General features: G+C 71.1%; 20 protein-coding genes. 7 read left to right on the forward strand and 13 right to left on the reverse strand.

What is annotated here, in order from left to right:
* Positions 1-35: 35 nt before the first annotated feature.
* The 8 genes from LHJ74_RS30210 to LHJ74_RS30245 form a co-directional block, all read right to left on the reverse strand.
* Positions 36-1,541: an arylsulfatase gene (locus LHJ74_RS30210; RefSeq protein WP_260221427.1), complete on the reverse strand. Its 1,506-nt coding sequence runs from the start codon at positions 1,539-1,541 to the stop codon at positions 36-38.
* 238 nt (positions 1,542-1,779) lie between these two features.
* Positions 1,780-3,327: a nucleobase:cation symporter-2 family protein gene (locus LHJ74_RS30215; protein WP_375546869.1), complete on the reverse strand. Its 1,548-nt coding sequence runs from the start codon at positions 3,325-3,327 to the stop codon at positions 1,780-1,782.
* Positions 3,328-3,584: 257 nt separating this feature from the next.
* On the reverse strand, positions 3,585-4,970 hold the full coding sequence (locus LHJ74_RS30220) for an 8-oxoguanine deaminase (protein WP_260221428.1): 1,386 nt from the start codon (positions 4,968-4,970) through the stop codon (positions 3,585-3,587).
* Between the two features lie 181 nt (positions 4,971-5,151).
* The gene (gene pucL / locus LHJ74_RS30225) at positions 5,152-6,087 is read right to left on the reverse strand and encodes a factor-independent urate hydroxylase (RefSeq protein ID WP_260221430.1); all 936 of its coding nucleotides are present in this window, start codon (positions 6,085-6,087) and stop codon (positions 5,152-5,154) included.
* A gap of 7 nt (positions 6,088-6,094) precedes the next feature.
* The gene (locus tag LHJ74_RS30230; protein WP_260221432.1) at positions 6,095-6,583 is read right to left on the reverse strand and encodes a hydroxyisourate hydrolase; all 489 of its coding nucleotides are present in this window, start codon (positions 6,581-6,583) and stop codon (positions 6,095-6,097) included.
* Between the two features lie 2 nt (positions 6,584-6,585).
* A complete protein-coding gene (gene uraD, locus LHJ74_RS30235; RefSeq protein WP_260221433.1) occupies positions 6,586-7,101 on the reverse strand; it encodes a 2-oxo-4-hydroxy-4-carboxy-5-ureidoimidazoline decarboxylase in 516 nt (171 codons plus the stop codon).
* 159 nt (positions 7,102-7,260) lie between these two features.
* Positions 7,261-7,584 (reverse strand): helix-turn-helix domain-containing protein, encoded by a 324-nt coding sequence (locus LHJ74_RS30240; protein WP_375546872.1) that lies wholly within the window; start codon positions 7,582-7,584, stop codon positions 7,261-7,263.
* A 53-nt stretch (positions 7,585-7,637) separates the two neighbouring features.
* On the reverse strand, positions 7,638-7,922 hold the full coding sequence (locus tag LHJ74_RS30245) for a thiamine-binding protein (protein ID WP_260221435.1): 285 nt from the start codon (positions 7,920-7,922) through the stop codon (positions 7,638-7,640).
* Positions 7,923-8,152: 230 nt separating this feature from the next.
* Here LHJ74_RS30245 and LHJ74_RS30250 point away from each other — a divergent pair, with 230 nt between their 5' ends.
* The 4 genes from LHJ74_RS30250 to LHJ74_RS30265 all read left to right on the forward strand — a co-directional run bounded on the left by LHJ74_RS30250 (position 8,153) and on the right by LHJ74_RS30265 (position 13,006).
* A complete protein-coding gene (locus LHJ74_RS30250; RefSeq protein WP_375546870.1) occupies positions 8,153-9,001 on the forward strand; it encodes a TIM barrel protein in 849 nt (282 codons plus the stop codon).
* A gap of 177 nt (positions 9,002-9,178) precedes the next feature.
* The gene (locus tag LHJ74_RS30255) at positions 9,179-10,069 is read left to right on the forward strand and encodes a 2-hydroxy-3-oxopropionate reductase (RefSeq protein WP_260221436.1); all 891 of its coding nucleotides are present in this window, start codon (positions 9,179-9,181) and stop codon (positions 10,067-10,069) included.
* Between the two features lie 131 nt (positions 10,070-10,200).
* Positions 10,201-11,979, forward strand: coding sequence for a glyoxylate carboligase (gcl, locus tag LHJ74_RS30260; RefSeq protein ID WP_260221437.1), 1,779 nt, complete (start codon positions 10,201-10,203; stop codon positions 11,977-11,979).
* Between the two features lie 151 nt (positions 11,980-12,130).
* Positions 12,131-13,006, forward strand: coding sequence for a hypothetical protein (locus LHJ74_RS30265; protein ID WP_260221438.1), 876 nt, complete (start codon positions 12,131-12,133; stop codon positions 13,004-13,006).
* A gap of 19 nt (positions 13,007-13,025) precedes the next feature.
* Here the strand turns inward: LHJ74_RS30265 and LHJ74_RS30270 are convergent, their stop codons facing one another.
* Both LHJ74_RS30270 and LHJ74_RS30275 read right to left on the reverse strand, forming a co-directional pair.
* On the reverse strand, positions 13,026-14,735 hold the full coding sequence (locus LHJ74_RS30270; protein ID WP_311203372.1) for an AMP-binding protein: 1,710 nt from the start codon (positions 14,733-14,735) through the stop codon (positions 13,026-13,028).
* 117 nt (positions 14,736-14,852) lie between these two features.
* Positions 14,853-16,073 (reverse strand): winged helix DNA-binding domain-containing protein, encoded by a 1,221-nt coding sequence (locus LHJ74_RS30275; RefSeq protein ID WP_260221439.1) that lies wholly within the window; start codon positions 16,071-16,073, stop codon positions 14,853-14,855.
* Between the two features lie 125 nt (positions 16,074-16,198).
* On the opposite strand from LHJ74_RS30275, the gene LHJ74_RS30280 reads away from it, so the two are divergent.
* The gene (locus LHJ74_RS30280) at positions 16,199-17,248 is read left to right on the forward strand and encodes an endonuclease/exonuclease/phosphatase family protein (protein WP_260221440.1); all 1,050 of its coding nucleotides are present in this window, start codon (positions 16,199-16,201) and stop codon (positions 17,246-17,248) included.
* A 47-nt stretch (positions 17,249-17,295) separates the two neighbouring features.
* Here LHJ74_RS30280 and LHJ74_RS30285 read toward each other — a convergent pair whose 3' ends face one another.
* From LHJ74_RS30285 to LHJ74_RS30295, 3 genes are all read right to left on the reverse strand, one after another.
* The gene (locus LHJ74_RS30285) at positions 17,296-18,528 is read right to left on the reverse strand and encodes an RNA polymerase sigma factor (protein ID WP_260221441.1); all 1,233 of its coding nucleotides are present in this window, start codon (positions 18,526-18,528) and stop codon (positions 17,296-17,298) included.
* A 39-nt stretch (positions 18,529-18,567) separates the two neighbouring features.
* Positions 18,568-18,984 carry a YciI family protein gene (locus tag LHJ74_RS30290; RefSeq protein WP_260221442.1) on the reverse strand — a complete coding sequence of 139 codons (417 nt, stop codon included), beginning with the start codon at positions 18,982-18,984 and terminating at the stop codon, positions 18,568-18,570.
* Between the two features lie 524 nt (positions 18,985-19,508).
* Entirely contained in the window at positions 19,509-20,483 is a 975-nt protein-coding gene (locus tag LHJ74_RS30295) for a LysR family transcriptional regulator (RefSeq protein WP_260221443.1), read from the reverse strand.
* A gap of 109 nt (positions 20,484-20,592) precedes the next feature.
* Here LHJ74_RS30295 and LHJ74_RS30300 point away from each other — a divergent pair, with 109 nt between their 5' ends.
* Positions 20,593-21,216, forward strand: coding sequence for a LysE family translocator (locus LHJ74_RS30300; RefSeq protein ID WP_260221444.1), 624 nt, complete (start codon positions 20,593-20,595; stop codon positions 21,214-21,216).
* 129 nt (positions 21,217-21,345) lie between these two features.
* Positions 21,346-22,134, forward strand: coding sequence for an alpha/beta fold hydrolase (locus LHJ74_RS30305; protein ID WP_260221445.1), 789 nt, complete (start codon positions 21,346-21,348; stop codon positions 22,132-22,134).
* Positions 22,135-22,150 lie beyond the last annotated feature (16 nt).

Here is a 22,150-nt window from a genome sequence, read left to right on the forward strand (position 1 = left end):
GGTGGGGATAACCCCAGGCCGGACGGCGGTACGGGTCAGGCGTGCACGGGCGGCCGGTCCGTGGGGGCGGGTAGCGCCGGGTCGCGCCAGGCCTCGTGCATCAGGGCGACGAGCCGCTTCACGGTCCGGGGGTGTTCGGCGGCGACGTTCCGCCGCTCGCCCGGGTCGTCGCGCAGGTTGTAGAGCTCTACGTCCCAGCTGTCGTCCGGCGCGGAGCGGTCGCGGGCGGGGGCGAAGCGTACGGCCTTCCAGTCGCCCTGCCGCAGCGCCTCGCACGCCCGGCGGCCCCGGCCCCGGTCGGCGGCCTGGGCGCGCGGGGAGGTGTGCGGATCGTTGCGGTACCAGTAGAGGTACGGGTGCGGCGGCGACCGGTCGCCGCCGATGAGTCCGGCGAGTGACAGTCCGTCGAGGCCGCCCGGCACCTTGGCACCGGCCAGTTCGGCGAGGGTGGGCAGCATGTCCGTGAGCGGCGTGCGGCGGCCGGTCTCGCTGCCGGGCGCGATCCGGGAGGGTGCCCAGGCGATCAGCGGTACGCGGATGCCGCCCTCGTACAGGTTCCGCTTGTAGCCGCGCAGTGAGCCGTTGGCGTCGAAGCGTTCGGGATCGGTGCCGCCTTCCTCGTGCGCGCCGTTGTCGCTGCTGACCAGCAGGACGGTGTCCTCGGCCAGGCCCTCGGCGCGCAGCAGGTCGACGAGGTCGCCGACGAGCGCGTCGAGATGGCTCACCTGGGCGGCGTGGCCCCGGTCGGCCTCGGGCCAGGGGTGGCCGGCGTAGTCGCCGTGGTCGACTTCGCGGCTGGGCGCGTGCGGGGTGGTGGGGGCGAGGTAGAGCAGGAAGGGCTTGTCGTCGGCTGCTTGCCGGGAGACGAAGTCCAGGGCCCGCTGCCGGAAGAGTTCCGGCGCGTAACTGCCTCGTTCATCCCCTCGGTTGGCCGGGACCGGGACCGGTCTCCCGTTGTCCCAGAGTTCGGCGGGGTAGTAGTCGTGCGCCGCGCCGTGCGAGATGTAGCCGTAGAACTCCTGGAAGCCGCGCCGGTTGGGGTGGCTCGGCTGGTCGGCTTCCTCGGGACCGAAGCCCCACTTTCCGATGCAGGCGGTGCGGTAGCCGCGTTCGCTCAGCAGTTCGGCGAAGGTGGTGTCGTCGTCGCCGAGTCCGGGCTGGCCGCCGCGGAAGGGGTTGGTCCGTACGGTGGCGTGACCGCTGTGCAGGCCGGTGAGCATTGAGCAGCGGGAGGGCGCGCAGACCGGGGCGGGTGCGTAGGCCTGGGTGAACCGCAGTCCGCCGGCGGCTATTTCGTCCAGGCGGGGGGTGGCGATGAGCCGTTGTCCGTAGGCGCCGACCTCGCCGTGCCCGAGATCGTCGGCAAGCACGAGGACGAAGTTGGGAGTGCGGCGCGACTGTTTGCCGCGGTCGGGCTCGAGTGCGCCGGCGGTGCGGCCTTCGTCGCCGAAGGCGGTGGCTGCCGCGCCCATTCCGGCGAGGCCCACGACGGCGGACCCGCCGGCGAGCAGCCGACGGCGGCTGGTGGTGGTGACGTGCAAGAGGTTGGCTCCTTCGGGGCTTTACTGCTCAGAAGGATTGTCGGCGGCGGGCCGGGGCGGGCCGGCCGGCGTCGTATCGATACCGCTTCGGTATCCGGTGTGCGAGTGGGGTGGCGGGAGCCTCGCGAGAGGCTGAACACGAGCTGAACGGCGGCTGTCCGCAGGGTGGTTGACGCCCTGCGGACAGCCGCCGTTCACCGGTGGCTCAGATCCCGGCAGACTCTGGGGACACGGGTTCTCAGCCGGAGGCCGCCGGTGCGCCCTTCTGGTCCGGGTGCGGCAGCGGGTGCTCACCGTGCGGATGCGGTACGTGGGGCTGGGCGGGCTCTTTGCGTGAGCCGGAATCGGCGGTTGCGGTGACCTCGGTGGCGGATGCGGTGGGCTCCCCGTCGCGGCCCCCGCCGAGGTGGTTGAAGAGGAAGTTGAGCACGATCGCGGCGATACAGCCCGTGGAGATGCCCGAGTCGAGGACGATCCGCGCGCTCTCCGGGAAGGAGTGGTAGAAGCCCTCCGCCGTGATCGGGATGATCCCGACGGCGAGCGAAACGGCAACCACCATCACGTTGTTGTCCTGGTCCAGCCGGGCCCTGACCAGCGTCTGGATGCCGCTGGCGGCAACCGACCCGAAGAGCACGACTCCGGCGCCGCCCAGTACGGGCAGCGGCACGGTCGCGATCAGCGCCGCGGCGACGGGACACAGGCCCATCAGGATCAGGATGCCGCCGCCGGTCGCCACCACGAACCGGCTGCGTACCCGCGTCATCGCGACGAGCCCGATGTTCTGTGCGAAGGCGCTGCACGTGAAGCCGTTGAAGAAGGGGCTGACGAACGAGCCGAGGGTGTCGGCCCGCAGACCGGCGGCGATCGTCTTCTCGTCGGCGGGCCGGTCGACGATCTCGCCGAGTGCCAGCATGTCGGCGGTGGACTCCGTCATGGAGACGATCATGACGATGCACATCGACAGGATCGCGGCGGCGGCGAACTGCGGCGCCCCGAAGTGGAAGGGTGAGGGGAATCCGACGACGTCCGCCTCCCCCAGCGCGCCGAAGTCCGTGATGCCGACCGGTATGGCGATGAGCGTGCCCACCACCAGGCCCAGCAGCACGGCGATCTGCTTCATGAAGCCGCCGGTGAAGCGGCGCAGCAGCAGGACGATGACGAGGGTCGCTCCCGCCATGGCGATGTTCTTCACGGAGCCGTGGTCGGATGCCGAAGCATCGCCGCCCTGAGCCCAGTTGAAGGCGACCGGCAGCAGCGACAGGCCGATCAGGGTGATGACGGTGCCGGTGACGACCGGCGGGAAGAACCGTACGAGTTTGCTGAAGTAGGGGGCGATGAGAAAGCCGAGTGCCCCCGCGACCATCACCGAGCCGAAGATGACGGGGAGCGCGTCCTCGGGGCCCTCCGAGTTGACGATGGCCAGCATCGGGGCGACACCGGCGAAGGTCACGCCGTTGACGAAGGGCAGCTTGGCGCCGATCTTCCAGATGCCCAGGGTCTGCAGCAGCGTGGCGATGCCCGCCGTGAACAGGCTGGCGCCCATCAGGAAGGTCAGTTCGGTGACCGAGAGTCCCACGGCCGTGCCGACGACCAGCGGCGGGGCCACGACGCCCGCGTACATGGCCGCCACGTGCTGGAGTCCGGCGGCGACGAGCTTTCCGGCGGGCAGGGTCTGGTCGACGGGGTGTTTGGGCGGTGGTGACCCGCTGTCCGGCCGGTCTCCGGATCGCTCCGGGGATTCCTCCGGGGTACTGCCTTGCGCGGTGAACCTGGGCGTCTCGGCCACGGCGGTTCCTCCTGTCGTTTGAACGGTGTCGCCGTCGACACGCGGTTTCAGGGAGGTGCGTTGTGCAAGGTTGCAAGGTGATCGATTTATCGACATGCCGGTATGCAGTTGTGCGGTGCCTGCCTGTCACGCCCAGGTACTGGTGTTCTGTGTACCGATCATTCCCGCCCCCGGGGTGCGACGGTGTGCCGCACCCCGGGGGCAGTGCCGGTCCGGGGCCGTCCCCCCGGGCCGGAGTCTGTGGCCGCCGCGCGGGTTCAGCCCGCGTCGGCGGCGATCCTGGCGAGACGCCGCGCTTCGTCGCGCGCGCTCCTGGCGATCTCGCCCTCGTCCGCCGTGGTCAGCCGCCCGCCTTCGACCACCGGTCTGCCGCTGACCAGCGAAAGGGTGACCGGGGCCGCGGCACCGAGGACCAGGGCCGCGACCGGGTCTTCGATCGTCGAGTGACCGATGCCGTCGAGCTTCCACAGCACCAGGTCGGCGAGCTTGCCCGCCTCCAGCGAGCCGATCTCCCTCGAACGGCCGAGAACCTGCGCTCCACCGTACGTCCCCAGCCGCAGCGCCTGGCGGACGTCGAGGGCGCTCTCCTTGTGGCCGCCGAGGCGGTTGACCAGCAGCGCGTTGCGCAGTTCGGTGTGCAGCTCCCCCGACTCGTTGGAGGCGGTGCCGTCGACGCCGAGGCCGACGGGCACCCCGCCCGCCAGCATGTCGGGGACGCGGGCGATTCCGGCCGCGAGGCGGGCGTTGGAGGAGGGGCAGTGCGCCACGCCGGTGCCGGTGCGGCCGAACGCGGCGATGTCCGAGTCGTTCATGTGGACGCAGTGCGCCATCCACACGTCCTCGCCGAGCCAGCCCGTCGACTCGAAGTAGTCGGTAGGGCCCATGCCGAACAGTTCGTGGCAGAACCGCTCCTCCTCCACCGTCTCGGAGCCGTGCGTGTGCAGCCGTACCCCCTTGCGGCGGGCCAGCAGGGCGCCCTGGCTGAGCAGTTCGGTGGAGACCGAGAAGGGCGAGCAGGGCGCGACCGCGATGTGCAGCATCGAGCCGAAGGACGCGTCGTGGTAGCGGTCCACCGCTTCCTCGGTGGCCAGCAGGGCGCCCTCGGTGGTCTCCACGGCGAAGTCCGGCGGCAGTCCGCCCTGCGACGCGCCGCGGTCCATGGAGCCGCGGGCGGCGGTGAAGCGTACGCCCATCTCGCGGGCGGCACGGACCTCCGCGCCCAGCAGATCGCCCGCGCCGCGCGGAAAGACATAGTGATGGTCGAAGGCCGTGGTGACGCCGCCGCGTGCCATCATCCCCAGGGAGCCGCGGGCAGCCGCGTAGACCATCGGCTCGTCGATGCGCGCCCAGGTCGGATAGAGGGCGGTGAGCCACTGGAAGAGGTTGGAGTCCTGCGCGAGTCCACGGGTGAGCCACTGGTAGAAGTGATGGTGGGTGTTGACCAGCCCCGGGGTCGCCAGGTGGCCGCTGCCGTCGACGCGCCGCGCGACCTGCTCCAGCCCCCTGGGCGCCGGCCCGGCGCCCACGGATTCGATCAGCTCACCGGCGACGACCACATGCCCGGTGGTGTATTCGGTGTCCTGGGCGTCGACGGTCGCGATCGCACAGTTCTCGATGACGGTGCGCTGCACTGGGTCTGCCATCGCGGTTCCTCGTTCTCTTCGGCGGATGGGCACGGCAGGGGCCCTCGGTGATTTGAGTGCCGGAGCCGGCGGGGACGGCTGACAGGACCGTCCCCGCCGTGCGCGCTCCGGGTGCCGAGTGATGCGGTCTTCACTGGCCGTTCATTGACGTGCCGTCAGCAGACTGCCGTCGCACGCCGGATCAGGGAGCCGTCAGGTCCACGGGGATGCGCGCCTCCGCGCCGTCCCGCAGCACGGTGCCCTCGATCAGGCCGTACGGGCGGTCCGCCGCGTAGTAGACGGCGCCGTCGGCTGCTTCGTTCTTGAGCCCGAAAGGCTCCAGATCGACCCGGAAGTGGTGCTTGTTGGGCATCGAGAACCGGATCTCGTCGATCTCCGGACGGTTTTCGATCACCCGCACGCCCATCTGGTAGAGCGTCTGCTGGAGGGAGAGCGAGTACGTCTCGGCGAAGGCCCGCAGCAGATGGCCTCTGGCCTCGGCGTACGACTCGTTCCAGTCCGGCTCCGGCACACCCTCTCCCGCCCACTGGTACCGCCAGGCGGCGGCCACCTCGGTGGCGAGTATCCGGTCGTAGTCCTCGCGCAGCGTCGTGTACTTGTCCTTGAGGAAGCCCCAGAACTCCGAATCGGTGGAGTTGAGCACGGTCAGCTCCTTGAGCCCGCCCAGCACCTCCACGCTCTCGCCGTCGAAGGTGACCTGCGCGGTGCGGATCTCCTGCCCCTCCCGCACGAAGGAGTGCCGGTGCTCACCGGCGCCGCCCCCGGACGCGGCGCCGCCGGCCGATGCCGGGATGCGCTGCCAGCTGTACTCCTCGATCCGGATGCGGGCCCTGCCGATCGGCTCCTGGCTGTTCACGAAGTGGCGGGCCAGCTCGATGCCGAACTGCTCGGGCGACTCGATCCCGTACTCCTTGGCGAAGGCGAATACGGTGTTCTTCGTCGTGTCGGTCGGCAGCACATGGGTGTTGGAGCCCGAGTAGTGGACGTCGTCCATGTCGCCGGAGAGCGCGACGGAGACGTTGAGGTCCTTGATGTGGTGGGTGTCCCCGTCGCGGATGACCTTGACGACGCGGTTCTCCGCCTTGCCGTACTGGTTCTGGCCGAGAATCGTGGGCATGTGGGTGTCAGCTCCCTCGGTACACGGAGTAGCCGTACGGGTTGAGCAGCAGCGGCACGTGGTAGTGCTCGCCCGGGCTGACCGTGAAGGTGATGGTCACCTCGGGGAAGAAACTTCCGCTCCCCGGCTTCTCCGGTCCTGCCGGTTTCGCCGGGCCGCTGTCCCTTGCGCGGGGGGCGTCCTGCTGTTCCTCGGCTCGCCTGTGGCGGGTGAAGTACGAATCGACCTCGAAGGTGAGCCGTACGTGGGTGGTCCCCTCCGGCAGCGCCGGAAGGTTCTTGCAGCGCCCGTCCGCGTCGGTCTCCGAGAGCACGTGCCCCTTCCACAGGGTGTCCGTGCCGGCACGTACGGAGAGCTGCACGGCCACGCCCTCCGCCGGACGGCCGACGCTGGTGTCCAGGATGTGCGTGGACACGGTCGTGCCGCGCTCGCTGCCGCCTGCGTGACCGGCGGGGCTTTCGGTGCTGCCTTGGGGGGGCGCGTGTTCGGTGCTCATGGTCAGGCTCCTTCGTGCTGCTGCGTGAGGCGGGTCAGCCGGATGCGATTAATCTTCACCAGCTCATCGCGAACTGCCTCCCGCTCCCGCTCCGGCGTGTTGCCGATGCGTGCACGGACCGCGTCCCGCAGCTGCTCGGCACTCAGGCCGGTGGCGCAGATCAGGAAGACATGACCGAACCGCTCCTGGTAGTCCAGGTTGAGTGCGAGCATCTCCGCCTTCAACTCCGCCGAGGCACCCGACATCCCCCGCTGCTCGCGGGCCGAGGCCGGATCACCGGGCTTGGGCCGCCCGATGGGCGGGTGCCCCGACATGGCCTCGGCCAAGTCCCCGGCGCTGAGCTCCGCCATGGCGGCGTCGCTCGCGTCGAACAGGGCCGAGACATCCGCGTACGGCCGCCGGGCGAGTACCTTCTCGGCCCAGACCAACGACGCGCACACCTCCCGGAGCGCGCCGTGCGCCTCACCCTCGTCTGAGCTGTTCAACCAGGTCAGGCCTGGTGGGGGACGCGACGTCACGGGGGCCTCCGGGGCCGTTGTGCGGTTCGGGCTGGGGAACAGCTAAGCCCTCGCCGGACATCGCGTCAACACTTTGTTGAAAGTCTGCTGAAATCTCGGCACCGGCTCATCACCACCCGGGTGCGGCCCGGGAATCCGGCACGATCCGAACGAGAGACCCTAGCCCTCCGCGCGCCGTGCCGACTCGCGGTTCAGGTAGTTGTAGACCGTGAAGCGGCTGACGCCGAGCGCTCCGGCGACGGTCTCCACCCCGTGCCGCACGGTGAAGGCGCCGCGCACCTCGAGTATCCGCACCACCGACTGCTTGGTCCTGCGGTCCAGCTGGGCCAGCGGTATGCCGTGGCGGCGCTCCAACTCGGCGAGGATGTGATCGAGCGAGTCGGAGAGATGCGGCAGCCGTACGGCCACCACCTCCTCGCCCTCCCACTTGAGCACGACGTCGTCGCCCGCCGCCTCCGACGGCACGACCATCTCCGCACCCATGGCGTCGACCAGTGGTCGCACGGCGGCGATGAAGGGGTGCTCCGGCTCGCCGCTCACGCGCCCGCCTCCGGTGCCTCGCCCTGGGCCTGGCCAGTGCCCTCGGGCAGCACGTTCACCTGGACCGAGACCCGGGTGGCACCCGCCGACAGGCTGCGGCTCAGCATGTCCCGCACCGCGTCGAGCACCGCATCGGCAGAGCCCTCCGCGGTATTGCCGAACGGGCCGACGTCGACCGCGTCCAGCCCGGCTTCCTGCACGGTCTCCCGGGCCACGACGGCATGGGGCGGCGCCTCGTCCAAGTCGAACGGCTCCGTCGTGAACTCCACTCGCAATCGCACCCTGGAAACTCCCTGTTCCTCTGCACTGCACGTGCCCCCAGCTTGCCCGCTGCCCACCCGCCGGGCACCACCGCCCCGGCAGCACCGGGCGAAGGATCTCAAGCGGTCGACGGGCCGACCCCTTGACAGTTTCCGGATGGCGGTTGCAGTCTTCCACTTGTATTCCATTACACAGAAACTCACTTCCGTATTGCGGAAAATGAAATGACAGGGAAGGGAGTGCGATCTCCATGGCCCCCCTCGCAGGGATCGGCAGCACGGAGCACCGGTTCACCGTCAATCTGTCGATCCTCTTCACCGAACTGCCGCTGCTGGAGCGCCCGGCCGCTGCCGCCGCCGCCGGGTTCAGCGCCGTCGAGCTGTGGTGGCCCTGGGTTGACGCGCCCGTGCCGGAGCAGTCCGATCTCGACGCGCTGCGCAAGGCGCTGAACAGCGCGGGCACCAAGCTGACCGGGCTGAACTTCTACGCCGGGCAGCTGCCCGGACCCGATCGCGGCGCGCTGTCCGTGCCCGGTGCGGAATCGGCGAAGTTCCGCGCGAACATCGACGTCGCCGCCGACTTCGCCCAGTCCACGGGCTGCACGGCACTCAACGCGCTCTACGGGAACCGGGTCGACGGCGCCTCCGAGGCCGAGCAGGACGCGCTCGCACTGGAGAACCTCGCACTCGCCGCCCGCGCCGCCGACCGGGTGGGAGCCGTGGTGCTCGTCGAGGCGCTCAACGCGCCCGAGTCACCCCGCTGCCCGATCGTCAGCGCGCCCCGGGCGGTCGAGGTCGTCGAGAAGGTCAACGCGGCGACCGGCCTGGACAACGCCCGGTTCCTGATGGACCTCTACCACCTGTCCATGAACGGCGAGGACCTGCACCAGGTCATCGCCTCGTACGCGGACCGCACCGGCCATGTGCAGATCGCGGACAACCCCGGCCGCGGCGCTCCCGGCACCGGTGACCTGGACTTCCCCGATCTCCTCGGCCACCTGAAGCAGGCCGGCTACGACGGCTGGATCGGCCTCGAATACAAGCCCGGTGACACCCCCAGCGCCGAGTCCTTCGACTGGCTCCCCACCCCGCTGCGCTGATACTCCTCCCTCGCCTCCGGGCGCTCGGACCCGATGCCGACACTCCTCGGCACCGCACTCACTCGTACCTCGCTCACTTGACCTCGTCACTCTCGACACCGGCGCGCCCTTCGGCTCCGGAGGGGGAGCCCCCTCCAGGCCGGGCAAGTCCTCCCTCGCCCCGAAAGGCAGTACCTCATGAGCAAGCTTCCGAAGATCGCCTGGGTCGGTCTGGGCATCATGGGCTCCCCCATGGCCGAGAACCTGATCAAGGCCGGATACGACGTCACCGGCTTCACCCTGGAACAGGAGAAGATGGACCGGCTCACCCGGAACGGCGGTACGGCGGCGCCGTCGATCGCCGCGGCCGTCGGTGACGCCGACATCGTGATCACCATGGTCCCCGCCTCTCCCCAGGTCGAGGCCATCGCCTACGGCGAGAGCGGCATCCTGGAGAACGCCAGGCCCGGCACGCTGCTGATCGACATGTCCTCGATCACCCCGCAGACTTCGGTGGAGCTGGCCGAGGCCGCCGCCGCGAGGGGACTCCGGGTGCTGGACGCCCCCGTCTCGGGCGGTGAGGCGGGGGCGGTCGAGGCGGTGCTGTCGATCATGGTCGGCGGTGCGCAGGCAGACTTCGACCAGGCGAGGCCGGTACTGGAGGCGCTGGGCAAGACCCTGGTGCTGTGCGGTCCGCACGGCTCGGGGCAGACGGTGAAGGCCGCCAACCAGCTGATCGTCGCCGTCAACATCCAGGCCTGCGCCGAGGCCGTGGTCTTCCTGGAGAAGTCCGGGGTGGACCTGGCCGCCGCACTGGACGTACTGGGCGGCGGACTGGCCGGATCCACGGTGCTGGAGCGCAAGAAGGACAACTTCAAGAAGCGCGACTTCGCCCCCGGCTTCCGCATCGACCTCCACCACAAGGACATGGGCATCGTCACCGAGGCCGCCCGCGAGGTCGGCGCGGCCCTTCCCGTCGGCGCCGTGGTGGCCAACCTGGTCTCCTCGCTGCGGGCCCAGGGTGACGGCGGGCTGGACCACTCCGCCCTGCTGCGCGGCGTCGAGCGCCTGTCCGGCCCCCAGGGCTGACAGCAGCTGTGACCGGAGACGGCCGAGCCCGTCTCCCCCCAGTCGTCCGGGCGGCGGCGCCGACACCTGTCCTGTCGCGCCCAAGGCGCCGCCGCCCGGACCCCATCCACCTGTTCGAACAGGAGCACGCAATGGCCCGAATGACCGCTGCCCGCGCGGCAGTCGAGATCCTCAAGCTCGAAGGTGTGGACACCGCCTTCGGTGTGCCCGGCGCCGCGATCAACCCGTTCTACGCCGCGCTGCGGGCGGGTGGCGGCATTCACCACACGCTCGCCCGCCATGTCGAGGGCGCCTCCCACATGGCCGAGGGCTACACCCGCGCCAGGGCCGGGAACGTCGGTGTGTGCGTCGGCACTTCGGGGCCTGCGGGCACCGACATGATCACCGGGCTGTACTCCGCCCTGGGTGACTCCATCCCGATCCTCTGCATCACCGGGCAGGCGCCCACCGCCGTGATCCACAAGGAGGACTTCCAGGCGGTCGACATCGCCTCCATCGCGGCGCCCGTCACCAAGAAGGCCACCACGGTGCTGGAGGCGGCCCAGGTGCCCGGGGTGTTCCAGGAGGCCTTCCACCTGATGCGTTCCGGGCGGCCCGGCCCGGTGCTGATCGATCTGCCGATCGACGTGCAGATGACGGAGATCGAGTTCGACCCGGACACCTACGAACCGCTGCCCCTGCACAAGCCCGCCGCGACCCGCCGGCAGGCCGAGAAGGCGCTGGCGATGCTGAGGGCGTCGGAGCGCCCGCTGATCGTTGCGGGCGGCGGCATCATCAACGCCGACGCCTGCGAACTGCTCGTGGAATTCGCCGAGCTGACCGGCGTCCCGGTCGTGCCGACCCTGATGGGCTGGGGCGCCATCCCGGACGACCACCGTCTGAACGCGGGCATGGTGGGTCTGCAGACCTCGCACCGCTACGGCAACGCGACGTTCCTGGAGTCGGACTTCGTGCTCGGCATCGGCAACCGCTGGGCCAACCGCCACACCGGCAAGCTGGACGCGTACACCGAGGGCCGCACCTTCGTGCACGTCGACATCGAGCCGACCCAGATCGGCAAGATCTTCGCCCCGGACTACGGCATCGCCTCGGATGCCGGAGCCGCGCTGGCGCTCTTCGTCGAGATCGCCCGCGAGCACGCGGACGACGGCACGCTGCCGGACCGCTCCGCCTGGGCGGCCTCCGTCCAGGAACGCAGGGCCGGTCTCCAGCGGCGCACCCACTTCGACAACGTGCCGATGAAGCCGCAGCGCGTCTACGAGGAGATGAACCGGGCGTTCGGGCCGGAGACCCGCTATGTCTCCACGATCGGGCTCTCCCAGATCGCCGGGGCGCAGTTCCTGCACGTCTACCGGCCGCGGCACTGGATCAACTGCGGCCAGGCCGGGCCACTGGGCTGGACGGTCCCGGCCGCACTGGGTGTCGCCGCGGCCGATCCGGAGGCGAGCGTCGTCGCGCTCTCGGGCGACTACGACTTCCAGTTCATGATCGAGGAACTGGCCGTCGGTGCGCAGTTCCGCATCCCGTACGTGCACGTGCTGGTCAACAACTCCTACCTCGGGCTGATCCGGCAGGCGCAGCGGAACTTCGACATGGACTACCAGGTCTCCCTGTCCTTCGAGAACCTCAACGCGCCCGAACTCGGCGCCTACGGTGTCGACCACGTCAAGGTCGCGGAGGGGCTGGGCTGCAAGGCGCTGCGCGTCACCGAGCCGGACGGGCTGCTGCCCGCGTTCGAGGAGGCGAAGAAGCTCGCCGCCGAGCACCGTGTCCCGGTGGTCGTGGAGGCGATCCTGGAGCGGGTGACCAACATCGCCATGAGCGGCAGCGACCTCGCGAGCGTCAACGAGTTCGAGGAACTGGCAACCGAGCCGGGCCACGCGCCCACCGCGATCGCGCCGATGGTCTGAGCGCGGGGACGCGGCTCGGTGCACTACAGCCCGGTGGGGCGGAGCGCAAACGATTCCCCCCGGTTCTGCGATCCGCTTCGTAAATCCGACCCCATCGGGGACGATGTGACGAACCCGCCGTCATGACGAAACCCCCGCTGGAGCCCCCGAGATGGCCGAGAGCGTCTCCGTGCGCTGTCCCACCTGCCGCCGCGAGCACACCTACGCACCGCCCAGCTATCCGTGCTCCTGCGGCGCGCCCGTCAGCCTGCCGCTGTTGAGTGGCGGGGTTCCCGTCCAGGTACAGCACCGTACGTGGGCGGGGTCCTGGGTGCCGGTGCGGTGCGGGAGCTGCGGCAAGCTGGACGAGTGGCCGCAGCCGGAGTTCGGCTGCGTGTGCGGGGCGATCGTGCGCGTGCCGGTCGCCTCGCCCGGCCCGCCGCCGACGGCTGCCGCCGAACCGACCGGGCCGACCGCCCCGCACGGCGGCCGGGGCAGTGGCGGTGGCCCGGCACGGCCCGCCGCACCACGCGGCCCGGCCGACCGTACGCCGGACGGCTCTGGCTCGGGCTCGGGAACCGGCAGGGGTTCGGAACCGCCGCGCGCGACCCGTGAGGCGGCCGCCGCCCGCCCGTCCCCGGCCCGCCCCACCGGTCCTCCGGCCCGTCGCCCCGCCTTCCGCCCCGTCACCATCCGCACCGCGCAGGACGCCAAGACCGCCGCCGCGCAGTATCTGCGCTGGCTGGGCTTCACGGAGGTGCGGATCGCGGGCAACCGGCCCGCATCCGGGGTGGATCTGCGGGGGCCGGAGGTGGTCGCCCACGTCGATCCGACGACCACCCCCACCACGCTGCGCGACATCGAGACCCTCTGGCTGAACGGCCTGAACGAGTCGGCGACGGCGGTGTGCTTCTCCCTCGCCGGTTATTCGCACGACGCCCGCAACCGCGCGGACGAGCTGGCGCTCCCGTTGTTCGTACTGGATCTGACGGGCACCCCTCAACCGGTCAACGACCCGGCGGACGCGCTGATACGCACGGTCGCCTGAACTGCGGCCACCGCGCCCGCTATTCGCGGTACTCCCGGTGTTCCGGGGTCTCCGTCGACGCCCGCTCCCCCGACGCCCGCTCCCCCGCCGCGTGCTCACGCAGCTCCACCCGCCGGATCTTCCCCGAGATCGTCTTCGGAAGGTCGGAGAATTCCAGCACCCGCACCCGCTTGTACGGCGCGAGGACCGCGCGCGAGTGCGCGAAGAGTGCCTTGGCGGTCTCCTCTCCCGCCTCCCAGCCTTCGGCCAGCACCACATACGCCTTCGGTACCGCCAGCCGCACCGGATCGGGTGAGGGCACCACCGCCGCCTCGGCCACCGCCTCGTGTTCCAGCAGGGCACTCTCCAGCTCGAACGGGGAGATCTTGTAGTCGGACGCCTTGAAGACATCGTCCGAGCGGCCGACATAGGTGATGTAGCCCTCCGCGTCCCGAGTCCCGATGTCGCCGGTGCGGTAGTAGCCGTCCGCCATCGCCTCAGCCGTACGCTCCGGGTCTCCCTGGTAGCCCGTCATCAGGCCCACCGGACGGCCGTCGGGGCCCGTCAGGTCGAGACAGATCTCGCCCTCCTCGCCCGGCTCGCCGCTGACCGGATCGAGGAGCACCACCTCGAACCCCGGCGTGGGGCGCCCCATGGAACCGGGCTTGAGCCGCTGGCCCGGGGTGTTGGCGACCTGCACGGCCGTCTCCGTCTGCCCGAAGCCGTCCCGGATGGTCACCCCCCAGTGCCGCTGCACATGCTCGATCACCTCCGGGTTCAGCGGCTCACCGGCGGCGACGACCTCGCGCGGCACGTGCTTCAGCTGGCCCAGGTCGGCCTGGATCAGCATGCGCCACACGGTCGGCGGCGCGCAGAAGCTGGTGACCCCCGCCCGGTCCATCTCGGCCATCAGCCGGGTGGCGTCGAAGCGCGTGTAGTGGTGGATGAAGATCGTCGCCTCGGCGTTCCAGGGGGCGAAGAAGTTGGAGTAGGCGTGTTTTGCCCAGCCCGGCGAGGAGATGTTGAGATGCACGTCGCCCGGCCGCAGACCGATCCAGTACATGGTGGCCAGATGCCCGACGGGGTAGGAGACGTGGCTGTGCTCCACCAGCTTGGGCTGGGCGGTGGTGCCGGAGGTGAAGTAGAGCAGCAGGGTGTCCTCGGCCCGGGTAGGCCCGTCGGGCTCGAACGCGGCGGGCGCGTCGTAGGCCTCCTCGTAGGCGAGCCAGCCGCCCGTGGCCCCGCCCACGGCGATGCGTGTGTACTCGCCGGGCACCCCGTCGAACTTCCCCGCGTCCTCCGTCCTCACGAGCACATGGCGGGCGCCGCCGCGGCCGATCCGGTCGGCGAGGTCGGCCGGGCCGAGCAGCGGGGTGGCCGGGATGACGACCGCGCGCAGCTTCATGGCGGCGAGCAGCGTCTCCCACAGTTCGGCCTGGTTGCCGAGCATCACCACGATGCGGTCGCCCGCCCGTACGCCCGCCGTCGTCCGCAGCCAGTTGGCCACCCGGTCCGAGCGCTCGCGCATCGCCGCGTAGGAGATCCGCTCCTCGGTGCCGTCCTCTTCGACGATGTGCAGGGCGGTGCGGTCGTTGCCCTCCGCGATCCGGTCGAACCAGTCCAGCGCCCAGTTGAAGTGTGCGGGCCGCGGCCAGACGAAGCGCGCGCGGGCCGTTTCGTAGTCCTCGCGGTGGCTCAGCAGGGTGTCCCGGGCGGTGCGGAAGGATTCGGTCGGGCTGGGCAGGGTCATGTGTTCTCCCAGGTGGGCGGCCCGCAGGGTCGGTCGAAGGGGTCGGTCGAGGGGGTCGGTCGGCGGGTGCGGCCATCATCGGACGCGGAGGCCGCCGGACGCCAGCCCTTGTGACGCTCAGTCCTGGTAGGCGCCCCTTCCCGTGACGCCGCCGTCGCCCTCCCCGTCGTCGGCCCCGTCGGCGCCGTCCTCCGTCCCGTCCTCCTCCTCGTCCCACTGCTCCCAGCTCACGTCGTGCTCCGCGCCGGGTGTGTGGAAGGCGAGCAGCTCGGCTCCCTCCTGCTCCAGCTCCTCCCGCCGTGCCTCGGGGAGCCCGCCGAACGGCCGGATCACCAGGGTGGCCCGGGTGCGCTTCCTGTCCGCTTCCAGCCGCCAGGTGCCCCGGATGAATCCGTCGGAGAGGAAGACGGGCAGGGCCTCGAAGCCCTTCCAGAAGTGCCGCAGGGCGGCGTCGCTCACCACCCGGCTGCGGTCCTGGTAGCCGATGAAGACGTTGTCGAACTCCGGGAGGAACCGGGCGGGGGCCGGGGAGTCCGGGTCGGGCCGGGGTGCGTCCGGCAGATCGAACAGCTCGGTTCCCGCCTCGTCCCGGAAGACGGTCACCTCGGCGCGCAGCCGGTCCAGTACCTCGCGCAGCCGGGTGAGCCCGCTCCAGGTCTGCACGTCCTTCACGGACGCCGGGCCGAAGGCGGCGAGATAGCGCAGCACCAGGCCGTCCAGGGCGGCGGCGGAGGCGTCCGGGCGGCCGAGGTCGGCGGGTTCCGCGCCGAGGTAGTGCTCCATGGTGGTGTGCCGGGCCAGCCCGCCCCGGTGCCACAGCCCCCGTGGCGGCACCTGGACGAGCGCCAGGAGGTGGCGCGCGACCATGCCGAGCGCCTGCACGTCGCCCTCCGGGTACTCCTCGATCAGCAGCTTCCCCAGCTCGCTGGCGGAGAGCGGCTGCTCCTCCAGCAGCTCGCGGGAGCGCGCCACGACGCTGTCCACGTCGATGCCGGTCAGCCGCTTGGCGAAGTTCGAGCGGAAGCTGCGGTCGTGCGTCACCTGGAAGAGCGGGCGCAGCGCGAGGGCGTCCCGTGCGGTGACGGTGTGCACGGTGGCGCGCATCATGCTGAGCCGTACGAACTCGCGCTGCTCGTAGCGCCGCGAGAACTCCTCCGCGTCGAATCCGGCGACGCGCGACCACAGCGACGTGTAGTGGTTGGTGGGCACCTGGGCCTGGAGCCCGACGAGATGCTCGACGGCCCGCTCCGTGGTGACGGGCGCGCGACGCAGCAGCAGTTGCCGGTCGAGGGTGGCACGGTTGAGCGCGCGGGTGGTCAGCACGGGTGCGGTCGTCATGGGGAGGAGGTTACTGGCGCTTGCGGACGAATCCAGTCCGCAGATGCCGGATTCCGCCCACGTCGACATGCGGGTACGGGACCCGTGATCGCGTCGCGGGCCGGTGATGGGGCAGTATCGGGTGGATGCACACGGGGGAAGAGCAGTACCGGGGCGAGGTTCCGCCCGAGATCAGGCGCACCGCGGACACGGCCCCCGCGCCCGCCGTACCGGACTCCGCCGCGCGGCGGGCCCGGCGGCGCCGGGTGCTCGGCTGGTGCGCGGCGCTGCTGCTGTTCCCCGTCAGCGTGCCGCTGGTGTTCCGCGGCATCGACGCCGACGGCGCCACTCCCATCCCCCAACTGCTCGCCTTCCTCCCCTGGTTCCTGGCCCCCGCCTGGCTGGCGCTGGCGCTGGCCGTACTGGGGCGGCGCTGGCTGGTGACGGTCTGGTCGGTGGCCGTGCTGGCGACGACGGGCTGGTTCATCCAGCCCTATGGTGCCGACGCGCCGCCGCCGCGGGAGCATCCGCCGACGGCCCGCTTCCGCGTGCTGACGGCGAACCTCCAGTACGGCCAGGCCACCGAGGCGCTGCTGCGGGAGGTCCAGCGGGAGCGGCCGCAGCTGGTTTCCGTACAGGAGTGCGAGAGCACGTGCGTCGAGGCGCTGCGCGGCGCCGAACTGCGGGAGGCCTACCCCCATCGGGTCATCACCGAGGCCGGCGGCGCGGGCGGCTCCGCCCTGCTGAGCACCTACCCGCTGCACACCCGGACACCGGTGCCCGGGCAGCTGACGATGCCCAGCGCCGTCGCGGAGATAGGCGGCAGGGAGGTACGGATCCAGGTCGCGCACCCGATGCCGCCGGAACCCAGCTCGATGGGCGCCTGGAAGCGCGAACTGGGCAATCTGCGCGACTGGGCCGCACGCGGTGACCAGCCCCGGGTCATCGCGGGCGACTTCAACGCCACCCAGGACCATGCCGCGTTCCGGGACATCCTGGAGACCGGTCTGCGGGACGCCGCCCGGCTCCAGGGCCAGTCCCGCACACCCACCTGGCCGACGGCCACCTCCCCGCCGCTGGGCGCGCAGATCGACCACGTACTGCTCAGCCGCCACTTCGAGGCGGCCGACGCCCAGTTCCTCGACCTGCCGGGCTCCGACCACCGGGGCCTGCTGGTCGACCTCAAGATGTACTGACGGCGCGCAGGCCCCCGACCGCGGCCCTTCGCGGCGCCTGACAGGCCCTAGCCGGGCGGTCCGGCGCTCAGGCGGGCCGCGCGGGACTGGAGGTAGCGGCGCTCCGGGAGGCTGAGTGCGAGGCGCGCCGCCTCGGTGTCGCCCGCGCGCTCCAGCAGGTGGCCGCGCGTTGCCGCGAGCCGGTGGTGCCCGGCCAGGTGCGGGTCCTCGTCCAGCCTCTCCAGCAGCGCCAGGCCGAACCGGGGACCGCGCACCATCGCGACGGCGACCGCATGGCTGAGAGAGACCATCGGGCCGGGCCAGAAGCGGTCGAGCAGGTCGTACAGGGCCAGGATCTGCGGCCAGTCGGTGCGCTCGGCATCCGCCGCCTCATCGTGGACCGCGGCGATCGCCGCCTGCACCTGGTAGGGCCCCAGTTCGAAGTGACGCAGGGCGTGCTCGACCAGCTCGACCCCCTCCTTGATGGCGGCCTGGTCCCACCTGCCGCGGTCCTGCGCGGCGAGCGGGATCAGCTCGCCGCCCGGCCCCGTACGGGCCGCCCGCCGCGCGTCGCTGAGCAGCATCAGTGCCAGCAGCCCGGTGACCTCCCCGTCGTCGGGGAGCAGCCGCCGTACGGCACGCGTGAGGCGGATCGCCTCGCCGGAGAGGTCGGTGCGGTGCAGCTGTTCGCCGGCGGAGGCCGTGTAGCCCTCGTTGAAGATCAGGTAGAGCACCTGGAGGACGGCGTCCAGCCGCTCCGCGCGCTCCTTCGGGGGCGGTGTGCGAAAGCGGGCCCCGGCGGCCTTGACCCGCTGCTTGGCGCGGCTGATGCGCTGGGCCATCGTCGCCTCGGGCACCAGGTAGGCACGGGCGATCTCCGCCGTCGTCAGTCCGCCGACCGCCCGCAGGGTGAGCGCGACCTGCGAGGGTGCGGACAGCTGCGGGTGGCAGCAGAGGAAGAGCAGGGTCAGGGTGTCGTCCTCGGACGGGGCGCGTGCCTCGCCGGGCGGCGGCGCCACGAAGTCGTCGCGCGGCGTCATCGCGGCGGCCGTCTCCTCCCGGCGGCGCCGGGCCTCCTCGCTGCGCAGCTGGTCCGTCAGCCGCCGGGAGGCGACCCGGATCAGCCAGCCGCGAGGGTTCTCCGGTATGCCCTCGCCGCGCCACTGGACGGCGGCGGCGAGCAGCGCCTCCTGCACCGCGTCCTCGGCGGCGGAGAAGTGCCCGTAGCGGCGTACGAGCGCGCCGAGGACCTGCGGCGCGTGGCGGCGCAGCAGGTCCTCGGCTGGCGGCTGTCCGGTCATCGTCCGCTCACTGTCCGGTCAGGCGCTGGGCTGGTCCGGTCACACATCGGCGGGCGGGCCGTCGGCGATCGGGTGGACGACCACCGGGTAGCGCGCCGCGCCCTCGGGGACCGGGCAGTCGCCGACGCGGGCGGCGATCTCGGTGGCCCGGTCGATGCTCTCGCATTCGAGTACCCAGTATCCGGCGAGGACCTCCTTGGTCTCTCCGTACGGCCCGTCCGAGACCACCGGCTGCCCGTCCCGGGTCCCGTTCACGAGCCGCGCCTGCGAGGGCTCGGCCAGCCCCTGCCCGTCGATGAGTTCACCGGATTCGGCGAGATCGTTGTTGACCGCGCCCATGAACTCGAACATGGTCTTGAGGTCCGCCTCGGTCCACACCGGTCCGTCGGCGGACTTGGTGCCGCTCATGGCGTCGTAGTCGGACTGCCTGCCGAGAATCATCAGCATGTACTTCATGGTGGCGCTCCCTGTGCCGGTGACGCCCTTCGTGGGCGCCTCTCACAGGAAACATCGGAACCGCGGCGGCCGCCTCGACATCCCGGACAGAAAACTTCTGAGTTTTTTCCGGGCGGACCGCCCAGGCGGGTCGCCCAGGCTGGTCACCCCGGCTGGCCACCTGGTCACGTACGTGCCCGCACCGCAGGGAGAGGAGGGCTGTTCCGTTGCTTTCCGACGATTTCCCTTCTCTGCCAGGTCCACCCCGGGGAGGGTGAAGTCGACCGGCCAGATCAGGCGAACACGGGGGGTGTGCTCCACCTCCCCCTCACAGCCTTGGTGCATGCCCAGCAGAAGGCGGCGGGCGGTCGCACTTCGCCGAGCTGAAGGCCGACCCGGGGGCGCCGGGGCTGGAGAGCCTGCTGGCGTAGGTGAACAAGCTGGAGCGGGTGCGGCGGCTGGAGTGGCCCGCGGACTTGTTTGCGGACGTGTCGGCGGGGCCGACCGCCCATCGACCAGGCATGCCGATTCAGGACCGGGGGCTTTCAGGCTCCGTGCGGTGAGTCCGATGAGCGTTGTTCTTCTTGCAGGGGAGCCTCCCAGGTGGCGGTAATGTCGCGGGCGACATCGCGTAGGAGGTCGATCAGCATGTCTGCGAGTGGTGTGAGGCTGGCGTCGGTTTTGGTCAGGGCGTAGAGCTGGCGGTAGGGCCTGGGGTGGGCCAGTTCGCGATGGGTGGTGCCGGGCGCATGGGTCAGGGCCAGGCGCGATACCAGAGCCACAGCGCTGCCTGTGCCGACGAGGGCCTGGACGACGTCGTAGGACTCGGTCTCGAACCGCACGGTGGGAGTGAAGCCGGCCACGCCGGCAGCGTCGTGGAACTGCTCGCGGGCGGCGTGGCCGGCCAGGATGGAAACCCACGATTCGTCGCGCAGTTGTTTCAGTCGCAGTTCGGTGTCCGCGGGCTGCCCGGTGGCCAGAGGGTGGTCGTCGGGGAGAACCACGACCATCGGGTCCAGCAGGAGCGGGTGGGCGCGTAGGTGCGGGGGCGGCGCGAGCGGTGTGCCCCAGGAGGCGACGATGGCGAGGTCCAGGCGCCCTGCGCTGATCTCGTCCGCTCCGCGTCCGGACACCACGTCCACGACGGAGACGTCGGCGTCCGGATGGCGGTGCCGCAGGGCCGTCAGGGCGGGTGGCAGCAGGTGCAGGGCAGCCGCCTGGAAGGTTCCGATCCGCAGCCGTAGGGAGAGGTGACCGAGCAGTGCGGCCAGTTGCGCCTCGGCCTTGTCCGACGCCTCCTCCACGGTTCGACCGTGGCAGGCGAGCAGCGCACCGGCCGCGGTGAGCGTTGCTCCGCGAGGACCACGACTGACCAGGGGCACCTGCCAGTCGCGCTCGGCCTTGACCACCTGCTGTGTGACCGCCGCGGGCGTGAGCTGGAGGGCGTGAGCCGCCGCCGTCAAGGAGCCGTGCCGCTCGATCAACGCGAGAAGCCGGAGCTGTCCCGGGTCCACCACCATTCACCAACCCTAACGCTGCACCCTTCTCTTTTAACTTCTCTTATAAGTGCGGGAGAGGAAGCCTGGTGGTGCACCCATCGACTGCGACCCCTGGAAGGGTTCTCTCCCCATGCCTACGCATGTGCCCGCTTTCATCGCCACCACATTGCTGCTGGCGATGCTGCCAGGCGCGAGTCAAGCCATGATGATCCGGCAGGTTCTGGAAGGCGGGCAGCGCACATTCCGAGGCACGCTCGCGGGCAACGCCACCGGCTTCCTGCTGTGGTCCACGGCCGCCGCGGCCGGGCTGTCCGCTGCCCTGCTGGCCAGCCCGCACGCGTACGCGGTGCTCCGGATCGCAGGCGGCATCGTGCTGATGATCCTCGGGGTGAACACGCTGCGGACCGCGCTCACCACCGCCTCCACCCGTCCGCCCCGCGAAGGCGGGCGCCGCACCGGCTTCGCGGGCGGATACCTCACCGGCCTGAGCACCAACCTCGGCAACCCGAAGGCCGGCGTGTTCGCCGTCTCGGTGCTGCCCCAATTCGTGACGGCGAAGGGGCCGGTGTTCCTGTCGACCGTCGCCCTGGGAGCTCTGTGGGCGCTCGTCAGTGCCTCCTGGTACCTGTTGCTCACCTGGGCCGTCGGCCGAGGGCGCGCCTTGATATCGCGGCCGACTGTCCTGCGGGGGCTCAGTGTGACGACCGGCCTCGTCCTGCTGGGGATGGGCGCCGCGGTGGCAGCGGGTGTCTGAGGGCCGGGCCGGTACTTCTTCCAGAGGCCGCCCTGCACGGCTGGTGGCGACGAAGCACACCAAGACGGTCGCCCCGGCTCCACCGCCCACTCGGGCCCGGACAGATCCCCCGCGGGAGCGGGGAAGCCGATGACGCACGCGATGGCACCGGACGGAACCCGCGTCGCCTACCAGCTCCAGGGCCAGGGGACGCCGCTGGTCCTGCTGGCGGGCCAGGCCAACAACCACCACTGGTGGGACGCGACTCGCGCCGACTTCCACCCCGCTCGCAGCACCCTCACGCTCGACTACCGCGGCACCGGCGACAGCGACAAGCCCGACACCCCCTACAGCACCCAACTGTTCGCCCAGGACGTCATCGCCGTCCTCGACGAACTCGGCATCGACCGGGCCGACGTCTACGGCGCGTCCATGGGCGGACGGGTGGCCCAGCAGCTCGCGGCCCGCCACCCCCACCGGGTGGGCGCCCTGGTTCTCGGCTGCACCTCACCCGGCGGCCCGCACAGCGTCGAACGGGGCAACGACGTCCGCCAAGCCCTGGCGCAACCTCAGCCCGGAGCCGCGCGACAGGCCCTGCTGGAGCTGATGTACACCCCCCGGTGGCTCGCCTCCCATCCCGGCTCGCACCACACCCTCGGCGACCCCGCTATGCCTGCCCACGCCCGGCGCCACCACCTCGCGGCCAGCAACCGGCACGACGCCTGGGACATCCTGCCGGACATCAGCGCACCCACCCTGGTCGTCCACGGAAGCGACGACCTGCTCAACCCCACCGCCAACGCACACCTGCTCTCCGACCGCATCCCCAACGCCCGACTCCATCTGATCCCCGAAGCCCGGCACGCCTACTTCGAGGAGTTCCGCACCCACGCCAGCCCCCTCGTCCTGGACTTCCTCACCACCGCGTACGAGCCGTAAGAGCCGGACCCCGCGC

The organism is Streptomyces gossypii (genome assembly GCF_025165795.1).
Taxonomy (GTDB): domain Bacteria; phylum Actinomycetota; class Actinomycetes; order Streptomycetales; family Streptomycetaceae; genus Streptomyces; species Streptomyces gossypii.